Here is a 14,185-nt window from a genome sequence, read left to right as displayed (position 1 = left end):
ACGCCGAAGATACAGCCAAATCAGCCAATACCTGCCGATAACAGCGGGAGGCGCCTGTCATCATTCCTTCGTCGCTCCGTCATATCGCTGCCACCGCGATTGGTTGCAATCGCAGCATAGGCCAGGAGGATGCTGCGATGCAGATATGCGTGATTGGAGCAGGGTACGTAGGTTTGGTGACGGCCACCTGTTTTGCCGAAATGGGCAATCAGGTGGTCTGCGTCGAGCGAGATCCGCAGCGCGTCGCGATGCTTGCGCGAGGTGAGGTGCCGATCTATGAGCCTGGCCTGGAGGCGATGCTCAAGGCGCAGCTGGCCGGTGGGCAGCTCAGTTTCACTTCGCAGTTGAAGGCCGGCATCCGCCGCGCCGAGGTGATTTTCATTGCGGTGGGTACGCCCAGTGGCGAGGACGGTTCGGCTGATCTGAGCCATGTGCTGGCGGTTGCCGACGAGCTGGGTGAACGGCTCGATCATGCGTGCCTTATCGTGGACAAATCCACGGTACCGGTGGGCACTGCCGAGCGTGTGGCGCAGCGCATCAACGCCGGTCTGGCGCGTCGGGAGCAACGGGCGCGGGTGACCGTGGCTAGCAATCCGGAGTTTCTCAAGGAAGGTTCGGCGGTCGAGGACTTCATGCGCCCTGATCGGGTGATCGTCGGTTGTGACGACGAGCGTGGGCGTGAGTTGCTGCGCCGGTTGTATGCACCGTTCCTACGTAATCACGACCGCCTGTTGTGCATGGGCGTGCGCGCTGCGGAGTTCAGCAAGTACGCGGCCAATGCCTTTCTGGCGACCAAGATTTCCTTTATCAACGAGATGGCGGGCATCTGCGCGCGGCTGGGTGTGGATATCGAGGAGGTACGCCGCGGCATCGGTAGCGACCGGCGCATCGGCACGCACTTCATCTATGCCGGCTGTGGCTACGGCGGCTCGTGCTTTCCCAAGGATGTGAAGGCCCTGATCCGCACGGCGGAGCACGAGGGCATCGAGCCGGGCATCCTGCGTGCGGTCGAAGCGCGCAATGCGCTGCAGAAGACGCTGCTGTTCCAGGCCCTGCGCGAGCATTTCAACGGCCGTTTGCAGGGTCGGGTCGTCGCGCTCTGGGGGCTGGCATTCAAGCCCGGTACTGACGATCTGCGCGAGGCACCCAGTTTGGTGCTGCTCGATGCACTGTTAACGGCCGGCGCCAAGGTGCAGGCTTGCGACCCTGCTGCCACGGCAGCTGTGGCGGCGCGCTATGCGTCGGCCATCGAGGCGGGGCAGTTGGTGCTCAGCGAATCGCCCTATGCCGTCACCCCGGGGGCGGATGCGTTGGTGCTGGTGACGGAGTGGAAGCAGTTTCGTCAGCCGGATTTCCCGCGTATTCGCGGGGCGATGCGTATGCCGGTGCTGTTCGATGGGCGCAATATCTATGACGCCGATCAGTTGGCGGAGCTGGGTTTTCTTTATCGAGGTATCGGTCGACCTGCAAGCGGCAGTTGTAAGGCTAGCGCGGCTTGATAGACTGAGCGCGCATTCCAACCGTCCCCATTAGGGAGTCCCATGATCAAAAAATGCCTGTTCCCCGCTGCCGGTTACGGCACGCGCTTCCTGCCTGCTACCAAGGCAATGCCCAAGGAAATGCTTCCGGTGGTGAACAAGCCACTGATTCAGTACGGCGTCGAAGAAGCGCTGGAGGCTGGTCTGAGCCAGATCTCCATCGTCACCGGTCGCGGCAAGCGCGCGCTGGAAGACCATTTTGACGTGAGCTACGAGCTCGAGCACCAGATCAAGGGCACCGACAAAGAGAAGTATCTGGTTGGCATCCGTCGTCTGATCGACGAGTGCAGCTTCTCCTACACCCGCCAGGTAGAAATGAAAGGCCTGGGCCACGCCATCCTCTGCGGTCAGCCGCTGATCGGTGACGAGCCGTTCGCCGTGGTGCTGGCCGACGACCTGTGCCTGAACCTGGAAGGCGATAGCGTACTGGCGCAGATGGTCAAGCTGTACAACCAGTTCCGCTGCTCTATCGTCGCGATTCAGGAAGTGCCGAAGGACGAAACCTACAAATACGGCGTGATCGATGGCGAGATGATTCGCGACGACATCTACCGCGTCAGCAACATGGTGGAGAAGCCCAAGCCCGAGGACGCGCCGTCGAACCTGGCGATCATCGGTCGCTACATCCTGACCCCGGACATCTTCGACCTGATCCGCAGCACGCCGCCGGGCAAGGGTGGTGAGATCCAGATCACCGACGCCCTGATGCGCCAGGCCCAGCAGGGTTGCGTGATGGCGTACAAGTTCAAGGGCCAGCGTTTCGACTGCGGCAGCGCCGAGGGTTACATCGACGCGACCAACTTCTGCTTCGAGAACCTGTACAAGACCGGCAAGGCGTTCTGATACGCCTTCAGGTAAACGAAACGCCACCCTCGGGTGGCGTTTTGCATATCAGGGGATGGGCATTTCCTCGGAGCCAGGCCCTAATGGCTGGCCGTAGCTGAACTCGACGTAATTGCCGGCCGGGTCGCGTAGGCCGCAGTAATAGCCAACCGGATAGGGTTCGTCGCGTGGTGCCCAGATCAGGCAGCCGTCGTCTTCGGCCATGGCGGCGATGCGATCGACCTCTGCGCGGCTGCCCAGGGCAAAGCCGAAGTGGCTGTAGTCATTGGCAGCCAGGTTGCGGTCTTGCCCACCCGGCATGATCACGAAGATGAACTGGTGTTCCTTGCCTGGCTCGGCCATCCAGACGATGCGTGTGCCCTTGCCGGGGCGCTCGTGGATCACCTGCATGGCGCAGAAACGTTGATAGAAGGCGATGCAGGCGTCGAGATCGGGGACGTGCAGGGCCAGATGAGTCAGGGTCGGGCGCATGTTCTCCACCTCCGGCGTTCAGCTTAGCGCGGGCCTTTACGGTATGCTCCTCGTCTGCCAAGGAGATACCCCATGAGTTACGACTTCGACCTGTTCGTGATCGGCGCCGGTTCCGGCGGCGTACGTGCGGCGCGCTTCGCCGCTGGTTATGGTGCCCGCGTTGCGGTCGCCGAGAGCCGCTATCTGGGCGGCACCTGCGTCAATGTCGGTTGCGTACCGAAAAAGTTGCTGGTGTACGGCGCGCATTTCTCCGATGACTTCGAGCAGGCCTCCGGTTTCGGCTGGTCGCTGGGGGAAGCGAATTTCGACTGGGCGACATTGATCGCCAACAAGAACCGCGAGATCGAACGCCTCAATGGCATCTACCGCAACCTGTTGACCAACAGTGGTGTCAGTCTGTTCGAAGGTCATGCGCGTATCGTCGATGCGCATACCGTCGAAGTGAACGGCCAGCGTCATAGCACTGAACGCATTCTGATCGCCACTGGCGGCTGGCCGCAGATTCCCGACATTCCAGGTCGCGAACTCGCCATCAGCTCCAACGAAGCCTTCTTCCTCAAGCAGTTGCCCAAGCGCGTACTGGTGGTCGGCGGCGGTTATATCGCCGTGGAGTTCGCCTCGATTTTCCATGGCCTGGGCGCGCAGACTTCGTTGCTGTATCGCGGTGACCTGTTCCTGCGTGGCTTCGATGGTGCGGTGCGCGAGCACCTGCGCGATGAACTGAGCAAGAAGGGCCTGGACCTGCAGTTCAACGCCGACATCGCCAGCATCGAACGCAACGCTGACGGCAGCCTGGCCGCGACGCTCAAGGATGGTCGCGTACTGGAGGCCGATTGCGTGTTCTACGCCACCGGTCGCCGGCCGATGCTCGATAACCTCGGCCTGGAAAACGTCGAGGTGAAACTGGACAAGCGCGGCTACGTCGAGGTCGACGACCTGTTCCAGACCTCCGCGCAATCGATTCTCGCCCTTGGCGATGTGATCGGCCGCGTGCAGCTGACCCCGGTCGCACTGGCCGAAGGCATGGCCGTGGCGCGCCGGCTGTTCAAACCCGATGAGTACCGGCCGCTGGATTACAGCATGATCCCCACCGCCGTGTTCAGCCTGCCGAACATCGGCACCGTTGGCCTCAGCGAGGAGCAGGCTATCGAGGACGGGCACAAGGTGAAGATCTTCGAGAGCCGCTTCCGCCCGATGAAGCTGACGCTGACCGAGAACCCCGAGCGCACGCTGATGAAGCTGGTGGTCGATGCCGACAGCGACCGTGTGCTCGGCTGCCATATGGTCGGCCCGGAGGCCGGCGAGATCGTTCAGGGCCTGGCTGTCGCGCTGAAGGCCGGTGCGACCAAGCAGATCTTCGACGAGACCATCGGCGTGCACCCGAGCGCCGCCGAGGAGTTCGTCACCCTGCGTACGCCGGTCAGCCGCTGAGGACAGCATGGAAAAGCTTTTCTATGTCGCCGACCTGTTCGGCGTAGCGGTGTTCGCCATCACCGGTGCGCTGATGGCCGGGCGCAAGTCCATGGACCTGTTCGGCGTGCTGGTGATGGCCATCGTCACGGCACTGGGCGGCGGCACGCTGCGCGATCTGATTCTGGACAACCATCCGGTCAGCTGGATTCGCGATGACACCTACATCCTGGTCGCTTCCCTGGCGGCGCTGGGCACCGTGGCCTGGGTACGCATGACCCGCCCGATTCACGAAAAGGGCCTGCTGATCGCCGACGCCTTTGGTCTGGCTGTGTTTACCGTGTATGGCACTGAACTGGCGCTGCAACACGGTACGCCGATCAGCACCGCGGTGATCATGGGGGTGATGACTGGTGTGGTCGGCGGGGTGATTCGCGACGTGTTGTGCAACGAGATTCCGCTGATCTTCCAGAAGGAAATCTACGCCACGGCCTGCATCGCCGGCGCACTGACTTTTATCGGTCTGCGTGCCCTGGGCACGCCACACTGGCTGGATACCGCAGCGGCAATGTTCGTAGTGCTGGCAGCGCGCCTGGCGGCGATCCACTGGCACCTCGGGTTGCCACGTTTTCATCTTCTGGACAGGCATTGAGCATGATCGAGAGACTGGACCATCTGGTACTGACGGTGGCGGACATCGACGTCACCGTCGACTTTTACCAGCGTGTGCTGGGCATGCGTCACGAGCGCTTCGGTGCCGGGCGTAGCGCTCTGGTATTCGGCCAGCAGAAATTCAATCTGCATCAGGCCGGGCGAGAGTTCGAGCCCAAGGCGATCAAGCCAACACCGGGCGCCATCGATCTGTGCCTGATCACCCTGTGGCCGCTGGAGCGTGTAATGGCTCACCTGGCCGAGCAGGGCGTCACGGTAGAGGAGGGGCCGGTGGCACGTACTGGCGCCGTCGGGCCAATCGAATCGGTGTATTTTCGCGACCCGGACGGCAATCTGATCGAAGTGAGCCGTTATCTCGCCTAGAGGGCGGCTTGTCGTTCGCTGCGGCACCTCGGCATCTGCGTGCTGAGGTCGGGGCGCCGCACTTCGCAAAATTGCAGCAGCGAAACGGCGCTTGCTGAAATATCTTGAACCGTAAAGGTTCTAAACGGGTCAGGTTCTATTACCGAGTCACTCAATTGGTATAGAACCCATGATCAAGAAATGTTTGTTTCCCGCGGCCGGTTACGGCACCCGTTTTCTTCCCGCTACCAAGTCGATGCCCAAGGAAATGCTGCCGGTGGTCGACACCCCGTTGATCCAGTACGGCGTCGAAGAAGCACTGCAGGCCGGGCTGAATGAAATCGCCATCGTCACCGGTCGCGGCAAGCGCTCGTTGGAGGATCACTTCGATATCAGCTACGAGCTGGAGCACGAGATCTCCAACACCGGTAAGGAAAAATCCCTCAGTGGTGTGCGCCACCTGATCGATCAATGCACCTTCTCCTACACCCGTCAGGTGGAGATGAAGGGCCTGGGCCATGCGATTCTGACCGGTCGCCCGTTAATCGGTGACGAGGCTTTTGCCGTGGTGCTGGCCGATGACCTGTGCCTGAACCTGGACGGCGACGGCGTGCTGACCCAGATGGTCAAGCTCTACGAACAATTCCGCTGCTCCATCGTCGCCATCCAGGAGGTGCCGATGGACGAAGTCTCGCGCTATGGCGTGATTGCCGGCGAGGCGTTGCGCGACGATATCTTCCGCATCGACAGCATGGTGGAGAAGCCCAACCCGGAGGACGCGCCGTCGAATCTGGCGATCATCGGCCGCTACATCCTCACGCCCGATATCTTCTCGTTGATCGAGCAGACCGAGCCGGGCAAGAGCGGCGAAATCCAGATCACCGACGCGCTGATGAAGCAGGCCCAGCAGGGCTGTGTGCTGGCCTATAAGTTCAAGGGTCGCCGCTTCGATTGTGGGTCGGCCGAAGGCTACGTGCAGGCCACCAACTTCTGCTTCGAGAATCGCCACAAGACTCATCCGGTGATGACTGCGAGCCCGCAACTGAAGGCCGTCTGAACGCCAGCGAAAGGAGGAGTGAAGGATGAACGACAAGTCCCTGCCGCCTCAGCATCAGCAGCGGCAACCTGGTGTCGAACACGCCATGCGCCCTGAGCCGATCTACCTTGCCGATGATTACCGCGCCGCCGGCAAACTGACCGGCAAGGTGGCGATCATCACCGGCGGCGACAGCGGTATTGGCCGCGCTGTCGCCGTGCACTACGCCCTGGAAGGCGCCAAGGTTGCATTGGTTTACCTGAACGAGGATGAAGATGCGCAGAAAACCCTCGAAGAGGTGAAACATCACGGCGGTGAGGCCATCGCCCTTGCTGGTGACGTGGGCGACGGCGGCTTTTGCCAGTGCGTGGTCGACGCGGTGATCGCCAAGTGGGGACGTATCGACATCCTCATCAACAACGCCGGCGAACAGCATCCCGAACACAACCTCGAGGCCCTCGACCAGGCGCAGTGGGAGCAAACCTTCCGCACCAATATCTTCGCCATGTTCCACCTGACCAAGGTCGCGCTGGAGCATCTGCAGCCGGGCTCGAGCATCATCAATACCAGTTCGGTGACGGCCTACAAGGGCAACCCGATGCTGCTCGACTATTCCTCGACCAAGGGCGCGATCACCTCGTTCACCCGCTCGCTGTCGATCAACCTGGCGCCGCGTGGCATTCGCGTCAATGGCGTTGCACCCGGGCCGATCTGGACGCCGCTGATCCCGTCCACCTTCAGCGCCGAGAAGGTCTCCGAGTTCGGCGCCGACACACCGCTGGGGCGCCCTGGACAACCTGCAGAGGTTGCCCCGGCATTCGTTTATCTGGCCAGCAACGATGCCTCTTACGTCACCGGGCAGATGCTGCATGTCAACGGCGGCAGCGTGGTCAACGGCTGATGAAAAAAGCCTGAACGACTCGTGGCAGAACCTGCCTCATTTATGTAGAGGCAATAACGCCTCGCGAGTCACTATCAGGAGGTACCAGCAATGGCGACCAGTAAAAATCCGGGTAACTTCGCAAACGATCGTCAGAAAGCATCCGAAGCCGGCCGTAAGGGCGGTCACAACAGCGGCGGCAACTTTGCCAATGACCGTCAGAGAGCCGCCGAGGCCGGACGCAAAGGTGGTCAGAAAACCAAAAGCAGCCGCGAGTCGTGACTGTCATACCAGGGCCCGCTTTGCAGCGGGCCCTGGCATTTTTGTCGATGTGATTGGTAGACCTGAGGAGAGTAACACGATGAATGCCATCGAACTGCTGAAGAAGGACCACGAAACCGTCAAAGACCTGCTGAGCAAACTGGAAGGAACCACTGAGCGAGCGGTGCAGACGCGTAAAAAGCTGCTGCTCAAGATCGAGCAGGAATTGAAGGTCCATACCGAACTCGAAGAGCAGATTTTCTATCCCGCCTTCAGGCGCGCTGGCAGCAAGGATGACGCCGTGCTGGCCATCGAAGCGAAGGAGGAGCACCGTGCCGTCGAGGCGCTGGTACTGCCCGACATCAAGGAAACGTCGCCATCCACGCTCGAATTCGCAGGCAGGGTCAAGGTGCTCAAGGAGCTGCTGGAGCACCACATCGAGGAAGAGGAGCGTGACATGTTCCCGCAGGCCCGCAAGCTGCTGAGCAAGCAGCAGTTGGAGCAACTGGGCGAATCGATGGAAGTGCTGCGCAAGTCCCTGAAGAGCGGCGCGCAAGCCAAAGCGGCTTGAGTACAAGTGGTGGCCTGCGCCTACGTATGGTCGGCGCAGGTACTACAACCCTTTTCTTACAGCGCCTAGCGCTGGCGCAGACCAGGTTGATAGGTCAGGCGCAACGCCACGCAGGCAATACGCTCAGCCTGGGCATATTCGGCTTTCTGCAACTCTTCACCGAACACATCCGGATCGATCTCTTCGTAGTCCCAATCCCAGCAGGTGTCACGCAGCGATAAGCGTATGGAATTGAGCAAAGGGTCCTCGCCATCGACGATCGCTACCCCGGTGTAGAGCAACAGCGTGCCGCCGGGCGCCAGTCTTTCCATCGCCGTATCGAAAATCGCCAGAGACAGCCCGGCGCCGTGCTTGCCGCCGCCGTGGCGATAGATGCGCTGCTGTGGATCGAGCATATAGGGCGGGTTGGCGATGATCAGATCGAACTGTCCATCCACATCGCGCAGCAGATCACTGCTCTGTATGCGCAGGTTGTAGATGCCGGCCAGTCGGGCATTCACGGCGGTGAGGTTCAGCGCTTTGGGGTTTATATCCAGTGCCATCACTTCAGCACCCGGCCGCAGCAAGGCCGCCGTGATCGCGCCTGGGCCGGCGCCGCAGCCTATATCGGCAACACGTCGTAGCGGCTGATTGCTGTGCGTCAGGTAATCGCGCAGCAGGCGGGTGAAACGGTAGGTATCGGGGCCGAAGAACACCGCGTCGCTTTCCTCCGTTGGAAAACGCGAGTGCACATAGAGTCCGTCGCCCAGGCTGGACCAGCGCACCTGGCTGATCCAGCCTTGCGCGTGAGGTTGCAGCACTTCGGCCTCGCCCATGCATTCGACGATTTCCTCATCCAGCACGCCGTCAGCGAACGGCCGGCTCCAGCCGAAAACATCGCGCAAGTCCTTGGCCAACGCATTACCCGGACGCTGGTTGACGCGCTGATGAGTGAGCGGCGTCGGGGTGACGAAGCGATAACCGCGGGCACGCAAGAGCGTACCCAGGCGTAGCAGGGCGAGACTCTGCGGGGCGTTGAAGGCGGGTTCGAGCATGCGCGGGTTCCAGGGGCAGGGCGGCTACTGGATCAGCGCCGCGAAGGTACGAGTGGCTGCCAGGCCAGCACTGGACCAGTGCTGTGCGGGCGCCTGCAGGCCGATCAGACGAGCTTCGCGGCGATAGACGTCCATACCTTGCAGCTCCTGAATCAGCTCGCGGCGTTCGCGGTCCAGCTCGCCATGCTGCGTACCGCCTGCGAGCGAGAGTGCGGGTTGTGGCCGGCGCCGTGGACGGAAGGGTTTCGCTGGCGCGTCCGGTTGCCAGCTGCCGGCAATCCAGTCGTGCAGCAGCTGGCGCTCGTAGTTGCTGAAAACACCGAACATGGCGGCGCCAGGGCCTTGCATCAGGCGCCAGAAACGGCTGCAGGCCGGGTCCGTGTCGCGGCGTATCCAGTTATTGCTTTGCAGCGCTTCGAGAAAGCTCGCCACACTGCTGGTGCTGCCCAGCCATTCGTTGACCGTGCGACCGGCGATGCGGCAGTAGTCGGAATGCACCTGGCTGGCAACCGCACGCTTTTGCTCGAACATCTGCAGCAACTGTTGCTCCAGGTCGAAGCTTTCGATCACGTCCGTCGAGCCCACACCCAGCTCATTGAGCATGTAGCCACGCAGCACACGCTGGTAGAACACCTGGGCGTCGCCCACGCGCGGCAGGTTGGTCAGCACGCTCTGTACGGCCTTGGCAGCGTGGCCGCTGGATCCGTTGTCGATGGTGACGTGCAGCTTGAAATAGTAGGCGTCGATGTCCAGCTCATTGAGCTCGAAGGCACTGATCAACAGGTGCAGCGGCAATTGTTCGTAGCCGAGGTTGTAGCCGATCACTTCAGGCAGAAACTCGTCGGCCAGCAGGCCCAGCGCCAGTTGGATCGCACCCTGGCGATACAGGCTATCATCCAGTTCCAGAGTGTCGTCACAGCCTTGGCCAGCCAGCAGGCGCTGGTAGATCAGTACGTGATTCTGCGCCGCGAGCCCATCGCCAAGTTCTTCCAGGTAGGTGCGCACCAGCGGATACACGCGATAGTCGCGCCAGTGCGGCAGAACGCCGTACAGCCAGGCACCGTCGACCAGTTTCGTTGGTGCCACTGCCCGTAGAAAGTGCAGGGCATCAGCTTTGCGCGGGAAGTAACGGCGGCCTTCACCGGCATGTCGCTTGGCGAGATAGTCAGCGTAGTCCGCTGCTACCTGCTTGTGATGACGTTGCGACCAGGCCGCCAGTTCAAAGGGGCTTTGTGGCAGCTCGCAGGGTAGCTCCGCCACCTCCTGCAAGCACTCCAGCAGAAACTCGCGCGCCTGCGGATGGCCCGGTTCGGGCTCAGCCAACAGCTGCTGATAAAGGCTCTGAAACGGGCCTGAAACGGGAGCGAGCGAAACGGGCTGGGCTCCGGGGCTGTCGATGAAACTGGCTATCGACATGAGGCAGATCTCCTGAATAAGTCCATCTATAAGAGGGCGATGTGTTGCATAGGAGCTGTTTACCCGAATAAAGATTCCCCATGAATTTTCGCTGCCGGACAACTGATCAAAGAGGTTGAACTCAGGCCTCCCGACGATTCTCCACTGCAGGAACAACGGGAGCAGGCGAGTCATGGCAGCGAGCACATTCGGCATCGAGGAAGAGTATTTTTTGACAGACCTGGCCAGCCGCTGCGTAGCGCAGCACGGGGTCGAGGCATTCGCCATATCCAGTCGTCGCGCGCTGGGCCAGCGAGTGACGCGAGAGATGTTCGCCGCGCAGTTCGAAGTGGTCACTCCAGTGCTGCACAGCCTCGATGAGGCGCGCGACTGTCTGGGCCAGGCGCGCACCACCATGGCCGCGCTGGCCAGCGAGTTCGGCTGCGGCATTCTCGCTGCCGGCACCCATCCGTTGGGGCAATGGCGCAGCGTGCAGGCGACCGATATGGCGCGCTACCGGGCGATCTTCGACGACTATCGGATCGTCGCCAGCCGCAGCGTGCTGGCCGGGCTGCATGTGCATGTCGGTGTGCCCGAAGGCGTCGATCGCATTCGCCTGATGAACCGGCTGACGCCCTGGCTGCCACTATTGCTGGGGCTGAGTGCGTCCTCGCCGTTCTGGGATGGCCGCCCGTGCGGTTTGATGAGCTATCGCCAGGCAGTGTGCGATGAATGGCCGCGCATGGGCATCCCCGATCACTTTCGCGATGACGCCGAGTACCGGCGCTACCTGAAGGTGATGACTGATACCGACTGCATCGGCTCGGCCCTCAATCTGTGGTGGAACATTCGCCCGTCATTGCGTTTCCCCACCCTGGAGTTGCGTATCGCCGATGCTTGCCCGCGTCTGGACGATGCCCTGTGCATCGCCGGGCTGTTTCGCGCCATGCTCGGCCATGCCCTGGAAGCGCCGCACGATGATTGGTTCGATGACCCGCTGACCCGCATCCTTACCCTGGAAAACCGTTGGCGCGCCAAGCGCCGGGGCCTGCGCGGGCTGTTCATCGAACCGCGTAGCCAGAGCACCTTGCCATTCTCGGCCTGGCTCGATGAGGTGCTGGCCTGCATCGGTGAGCAGGTTGCGCCCAAGGACAGCTGGATTATTAGCCACGCGCGCAAGCTGGCGCGTGTCGGCGGCAGCGCCGAGTCCCAACTCATTACCTACCGCCGCGCTCGCAGCGGTGGCGCCGAGCATCGCGCAGCGCTGTTCGACGTGGTCGACAGGCTGATGCAGCAGACCGCCCTGCAGGACGTTCGGCAAATAGCCTGAACCTTTGCCGTGCACCTGACTTTCTAAATCTCACGGGGGCCGCAATGGGCTCCGCCATCCAACGCTAAGGAGAAACGCCATGTCACTGACGCATAACGTTCATCGTCTGGAACGTGCCATCTCACTCGCCTCCGGCGCCACCGCCATCGTCGCCGGGGTTTGCCAGGGCGGCTCGTCAGGCGTGCTCAAGGCCCTTGGCGGCGCTGCGCTGCTGCAGCGCGGGATCAGCGGACATTGCGTGGTTAAAGGCTTGATCAGCGACCCCAGGAGCGAACTCCAATGCCTGCGTGAGTGCGTAGCCGATCTGCGCGCGGCGCTACCGAAACTGCAGAAGGAGATGGAGCGGGTCAAAGGGCGCCAGGAAAGTCGGCTGAATCATGCGCTGGAAGAAACCTTTCCTGCCAGCGACCCGATTTCGCCTTGAGTCGAGCGTACGGGCGATGGCGTATCTGCGCTGTCGCCATGCGCGGCCCATATCGTTCGAAGGAGGTATCCCATGAAAGACACTACTCCAGGTTCCACCGCGGAACGAATCGATGAACAACCGCTGGACTTCAGCGATGACGAAGACAGCCTCGGCACCGGCGAGCCCACCTTGCAGCCAACCGCGCGCCCATCGTCCAACCCTGAAGATGAAATCGGCCTGACCGGCGCAGCGACCCTTGGCGAAAGCGAGCACGAGGACAACGTCAGCCTCGACGATCTCAGCCCGGATACGCTGATCGATGACAGCGGTGCGCGCTCGCCGTTAGAACGCGGTGGCGATGGTGCTCTCGATGAAGAGCTGAGCGTGGTCGAGGAGAGCGAGGTCGGTGGCGGCTTTGGCCTCGACGAAGCGGAACTGGCGCGCTCGGCTCCGCTCGATGGCAAACCCTGGACCGATGAAGTGGTATCCACCGACGACGAGGGCGAGCCATGAGCGCACATACCTGTGCATGCCCGCATTGCGACTGCGCGGTCGAGTCCCGTGAATGGGTTCACGATGTAGCGGGCGAAGATCTGCTGTATTGCTGCGAAGCCTGCATGCAGCGTCATCCCAAGGGCATGGTTCCGTGCCAGAGTGCTGGCTGCGATTGCGGCGAGCGCGTGGAGCGTGAGCGAGAATTGGCGTCTTGATAGGCGTCACTCCCGCGTAGGCGGGAGTCCGGCTCGCAGGGCGTTCTGGGTTTCCGCCTGCGCGGGAATGACTAGACCTTCAAGCCGACCTAGTCATTGCCCGAGGAGGTAATGCGCTTCAGGCGCTGGCCTTGCGTAGCGCCTGCAGCAGCTCGCCCTTGCTCATGCTGGAGCGCCCGCTGATATCCCGTTTGCGTGCCAGCTCCATCAGCTCGGTCTTGGTCATCGCTTCCAGGCGCTGGCCGGGCCGGGGCACGCCTTCGCGGGTCGCCACCGCACGCCGTGCCGAGGACTTGCGAGCAGCCTCTTTGCTGGCCGCGCTGGTCTTCTGCCCGGAACCGCCGGCTTTCTCACCACCGCCGGACTGTTTGTTGACCGTGGCCCAGGCGCGCGCCTCGGCCTCGTCTTCGGGTACGCCGCGCTCCTTGTAGCTGTCCTCGATGTGCTCGGCCTTGCGCTTCTGCTTGGCGGTGTATTTGTCTTTGCTGCCACGTGGCATGAGCGTTCTCCCGACTGGTTTGGGTCTCTAAGGGAACTGAATGCCTGATTGAGCACAGGTTCCCGGTTTCGGATAACCGGCGGCAACGATGACTCGAACCTCTGCGCGCCGGACTGGCTCTGATGCAAAGCATCCATGGAGATTGAACGACGATGGACGTACTCGAACGAATTCTCACGACCCTGGCGCAGGAGTTTTCCGACCTCGGCCAGGTGGAGCACATCACCCGCGCCACCTTGCGCCTGATTCTGGCCATGTTCCTCGGCGGCCTGCTCGGCTACGAACGCGAGGTCATGGGCAAGGCCGCCGGCATGCGCACGCACATGCTGGTGTGCCTCGGCGCAGCGATCTTCGTCATGGCGCTGGAGCAGGACGGCGCCGAAGCTGATGCCATGAGCCGGGTTATCCAGGGTATCGCCGCTGGCGTCGGTTTTCTCGGCGCCGGCACCATCCTCAAGGGACAGAACATCTCGGACGTCAAAGGCCTGACCACCGCCGCAGGTCTGTGGGCCTCGGCCGCTATCGGTGTGGCAGTCGGGCTAGGGCGCGAGGCCACCGCTGTGTTGTCCACGGCGATCGTGCTGGTGGTGCTGCACCTCATGCCGCTGATGGTCTACCCGGGCGCCAGGACCCAGCCGGACGACCAGACCGATGAAAAACCGGGCGACAGGCAATAGCCCGTTAACCCTCTGAGCGGGCAAAAACTGCCTGAACTTTTCCCTCTGCCTCCACCTCGGTATTTCTGACAGGTGCAGCGCTTCGCGCGCTGTCGCAAACCTGCCTGCCA

16 protein-coding genes and 1 pseudogene are annotated in these 14,185 nt (G+C 62.0%); 13 read left to right on the top strand and 4 right to left on the bottom strand.

All coding sequences use genetic code 11. The features are described from left to right. Window positions 1-137: 137 nt before the first annotated feature. Together CDO35_RS09605 and galU (CDO35_RS09600) are read left to right on the top strand one after the other, a co-directional pair. The gene (locus CDO35_RS09605; protein ID WP_099524229.1) at window positions 138-1,499 is read left to right on the top strand and encodes a UDP-glucose dehydrogenase family protein; all 1,362 of its coding nucleotides are present in this window, start codon (window positions 138-140) and stop codon (window positions 1,497-1,499) included. 42 nt (window positions 1,500-1,541) lie between these two features. After that, on the top strand, window positions 1,542-2,381 hold the full coding sequence (galU, locus tag CDO35_RS09600) for a UTP--glucose-1-phosphate uridylyltransferase GalU (protein ID WP_099524228.1): 840 nt from the start codon (window positions 1,542-1,544) through the stop codon (window positions 2,379-2,381). A 48-nt stretch (window positions 2,382-2,429) separates the two neighbouring features. On the opposite strand, the gene CDO35_RS09595 is transcribed toward galU (CDO35_RS09600), so the two are convergent. Continuing rightward, complete coding sequence (locus CDO35_RS09595; RefSeq protein ID WP_099524226.1) at window positions 2,430-2,852, bottom strand: VOC family protein; 423 nt, start codon at window positions 2,850-2,852, stop codon at window positions 2,430-2,432. 72 nt (window positions 2,853-2,924) lie between these two features. Here CDO35_RS09595 and gorA point away from each other — a divergent pair, with 72 nt between their 5' ends. From gorA to CDO35_RS09560, 7 genes and pseudogenes are all read left to right on the top strand, one after another. Then, window positions 2,925-4,283 (top strand): glutathione-disulfide reductase, encoded by a 1,359-nt coding sequence (gene gorA / locus CDO35_RS09590; protein WP_099524224.1) that lies wholly within the window; start codon window positions 2,925-2,927, stop codon window positions 4,281-4,283. Window positions 4,284-4,290: 7 nt separating this feature from the next. Continuing rightward, window positions 4,291-4,914, top strand: a complete 624-nt coding sequence (locus CDO35_RS09585) for a trimeric intracellular cation channel family protein (protein ID WP_003460159.1) — start codon at window positions 4,291-4,293, stop codon at window positions 4,912-4,914. 2 nt (window positions 4,915-4,916) lie between these two features. Continuing rightward, the gene (locus CDO35_RS09580; protein ID WP_099524221.1) at window positions 4,917-5,297 is read left to right on the top strand and encodes a VOC family protein; all 381 of its coding nucleotides are present in this window, start codon (window positions 4,917-4,919) and stop codon (window positions 5,295-5,297) included. A gap of 169 nt (window positions 5,298-5,466) precedes the next feature. Then, entirely contained in the window at window positions 5,467-6,333 is an 867-nt protein-coding gene (gene galU / locus CDO35_RS09575; RefSeq protein WP_099524218.1) for a UTP--glucose-1-phosphate uridylyltransferase GalU, read from the top strand. Window positions 6,334-6,358: 25 nt separating this feature from the next. Beyond that, on the top strand, window positions 6,359-7,213 hold the full coding sequence (locus tag CDO35_RS09570) for an SDR family oxidoreductase (protein ID WP_099524215.1): 855 nt from the start codon (window positions 6,359-6,361) through the stop codon (window positions 7,211-7,213). Window positions 7,214-7,321: 108 nt separating this feature from the next. Next, a pseudogene (locus CDO35_RS09565) lies at window positions 7,322-7,453 on the top strand (con-10 family general stress protein); the annotation flags it as partial. A 100-nt stretch (window positions 7,454-7,553) separates the two neighbouring features. Continuing rightward, window positions 7,554-8,024 (top strand): hemerythrin domain-containing protein, encoded by a 471-nt coding sequence (locus CDO35_RS09560; protein WP_099524210.1) that lies wholly within the window; start codon window positions 7,554-7,556, stop codon window positions 8,022-8,024. Between the two features lie 65 nt (window positions 8,025-8,089). On the opposite strand, the gene CDO35_RS09555 is transcribed toward CDO35_RS09560, so the two are convergent. After that, window positions 8,090-9,058: a methyltransferase gene (locus tag CDO35_RS09555; RefSeq protein ID WP_099524208.1), complete on the bottom strand. Its 969-nt coding sequence runs from the start codon at window positions 9,056-9,058 to the stop codon at window positions 8,090-8,092. Between the two features lie 24 nt (window positions 9,059-9,082). Continuing rightward, window positions 9,083-10,474, bottom strand: a complete 1,392-nt coding sequence (locus tag CDO35_RS09550; RefSeq protein ID WP_099524206.1) for an iron-containing redox enzyme family protein — start codon at window positions 10,472-10,474, stop codon at window positions 9,083-9,085. A gap of 172 nt (window positions 10,475-10,646) precedes the next feature. On the opposite strand from CDO35_RS09550, the gene CDO35_RS09545 reads away from it, so the two are divergent. The 3 genes from CDO35_RS09545 (at window position 10,647) to CDO35_RS09535 (ending at window position 12,702) form a co-directional block, all read left to right on the top strand. Beyond that, entirely contained in the window at window positions 10,647-11,783 is a 1,137-nt protein-coding gene (locus CDO35_RS09545) for a carboxylate-amine ligase (protein WP_099524204.1), read from the top strand. A gap of 79 nt (window positions 11,784-11,862) precedes the next feature. Next, window positions 11,863-12,207, top strand: a complete 345-nt coding sequence (locus CDO35_RS09540; RefSeq protein ID WP_099524201.1) for a YgaP family membrane protein — start codon at window positions 11,863-11,865, stop codon at window positions 12,205-12,207. Between the two features lie 72 nt (window positions 12,208-12,279). Next, window positions 12,280-12,702, top strand: a complete 423-nt coding sequence (locus CDO35_RS09535; protein ID WP_099524199.1) for a hypothetical protein — start codon at window positions 12,280-12,282, stop codon at window positions 12,700-12,702. 315 nt (window positions 12,703-13,017) lie between these two features. Here the strand turns inward: CDO35_RS09535 and CDO35_RS09525 are convergent, their stop codons facing one another. Next, window positions 13,018-13,398, bottom strand: a complete 381-nt coding sequence (locus CDO35_RS09525) for a Rho termination factor N-terminal domain-containing protein (RefSeq protein ID WP_099524194.1) — start codon at window positions 13,396-13,398, stop codon at window positions 13,018-13,020. A gap of 152 nt (window positions 13,399-13,550) precedes the next feature. Between CDO35_RS09525 and CDO35_RS09520 the strand changes: the two genes are divergently transcribed. Beyond that, complete coding sequence (locus CDO35_RS09520) at window positions 13,551-14,075, top strand: MgtC/SapB family protein (RefSeq protein WP_099524191.1); 525 nt, start codon at window positions 13,551-13,553, stop codon at window positions 14,073-14,075. The last annotated feature ends 110 nt before the right edge of the window (window positions 14,076-14,185 follow it).

It is taken from the genome of Pseudomonas sediminis, from assembly GCF_002741105.1.
Classification (GTDB): Bacteria; Pseudomonadota; Gammaproteobacteria; order Pseudomonadales; family Pseudomonadaceae; genus Aquipseudomonas; species Aquipseudomonas sediminis.
The sequence above is the reverse complement of the archived record's forward strand: the minus strand, read 5'-3'. Positions and strand labels throughout refer to the sequence as shown.

What these genes read in the sequence shown, in the direction of transcription:
- CDO35_RS09550 (WP_099524206.1), bottom strand. Translation starts at nt 10,474, where the DNA reads ATGTCGATAGCCAGTTTCATCGACAGCCCCGGAGCCCAGCCCGTTTCG.
- CDO35_RS09545 (WP_099524204.1), top strand. Translation starts at nt 10,647, where the DNA reads ATGGCAGCGAGCACATTCGGCATCGAGGAAGAGTATTTTTTGACAGAC.
- CDO35_RS09580 (WP_099524221.1), top strand. Translation starts at nt 4,917, where the DNA reads ATGATCGAGAGACTGGACCATCTGGTACTGACGGTGGCGGACATCGAC.
- CDO35_RS09540 (WP_099524201.1), top strand. Translation starts at nt 11,863, where the DNA reads ATGTCACTGACGCATAACGTTCATCGTCTGGAACGTGCCATCTCACTC.
- galU (WP_099524218.1), top strand. Translation starts at nt 5,467, where the DNA reads ATGATCAAGAAATGTTTGTTTCCCGCGGCCGGTTACGGCACCCGTTTT.
- CDO35_RS09560 (WP_099524210.1), top strand. Translation starts at nt 7,554, where the DNA reads ATGAATGCCATCGAACTGCTGAAGAAGGACCACGAAACCGTCAAAGAC.
- galU (WP_099524228.1), top strand. Translation starts at nt 1,542, where the DNA reads ATGATCAAAAAATGCCTGTTCCCCGCTGCCGGTTACGGCACGCGCTTC.
- CDO35_RS09535 (WP_099524199.1), top strand. Translation starts at nt 12,280, where the DNA reads ATGAAAGACACTACTCCAGGTTCCACCGCGGAACGAATCGATGAACAA.
- CDO35_RS09555 (WP_099524208.1), bottom strand. Translation starts at nt 9,058, where the DNA reads ATGCTCGAACCCGCCTTCAACGCCCCGCAGAGTCTCGCCCTGCTACGC.
- CDO35_RS09520 (WP_099524191.1), top strand. Translation starts at nt 13,551, where the DNA reads ATGGACGTACTCGAACGAATTCTCACGACCCTGGCGCAGGAGTTTTCC.
- gorA (WP_099524224.1), top strand. Translation starts at nt 2,925, where the DNA reads ATGAGTTACGACTTCGACCTGTTCGTGATCGGCGCCGGTTCCGGCGGC.
- CDO35_RS09605 (WP_099524229.1), top strand. Translation starts at nt 138, where the DNA reads ATGCAGATATGCGTGATTGGAGCAGGGTACGTAGGTTTGGTGACGGCC.
- CDO35_RS09585 (WP_003460159.1), top strand. Translation starts at nt 4,291, where the DNA reads ATGGAAAAGCTTTTCTATGTCGCCGACCTGTTCGGCGTAGCGGTGTTC.
- CDO35_RS09570 (WP_099524215.1), top strand. Translation starts at nt 6,359, where the DNA reads ATGAACGACAAGTCCCTGCCGCCTCAGCATCAGCAGCGGCAACCTGGT.
- CDO35_RS09595 (WP_099524226.1), bottom strand. Translation starts at nt 2,852, where the DNA reads ATGCGCCCGACCCTGACTCATCTGGCCCTGCACGTCCCCGATCTCGAC.
- CDO35_RS09525 (WP_099524194.1), bottom strand. Translation starts at nt 13,398, where the DNA reads ATGCCACGTGGCAGCAAAGACAAATACACCGCCAAGCAGAAGCGCAAG.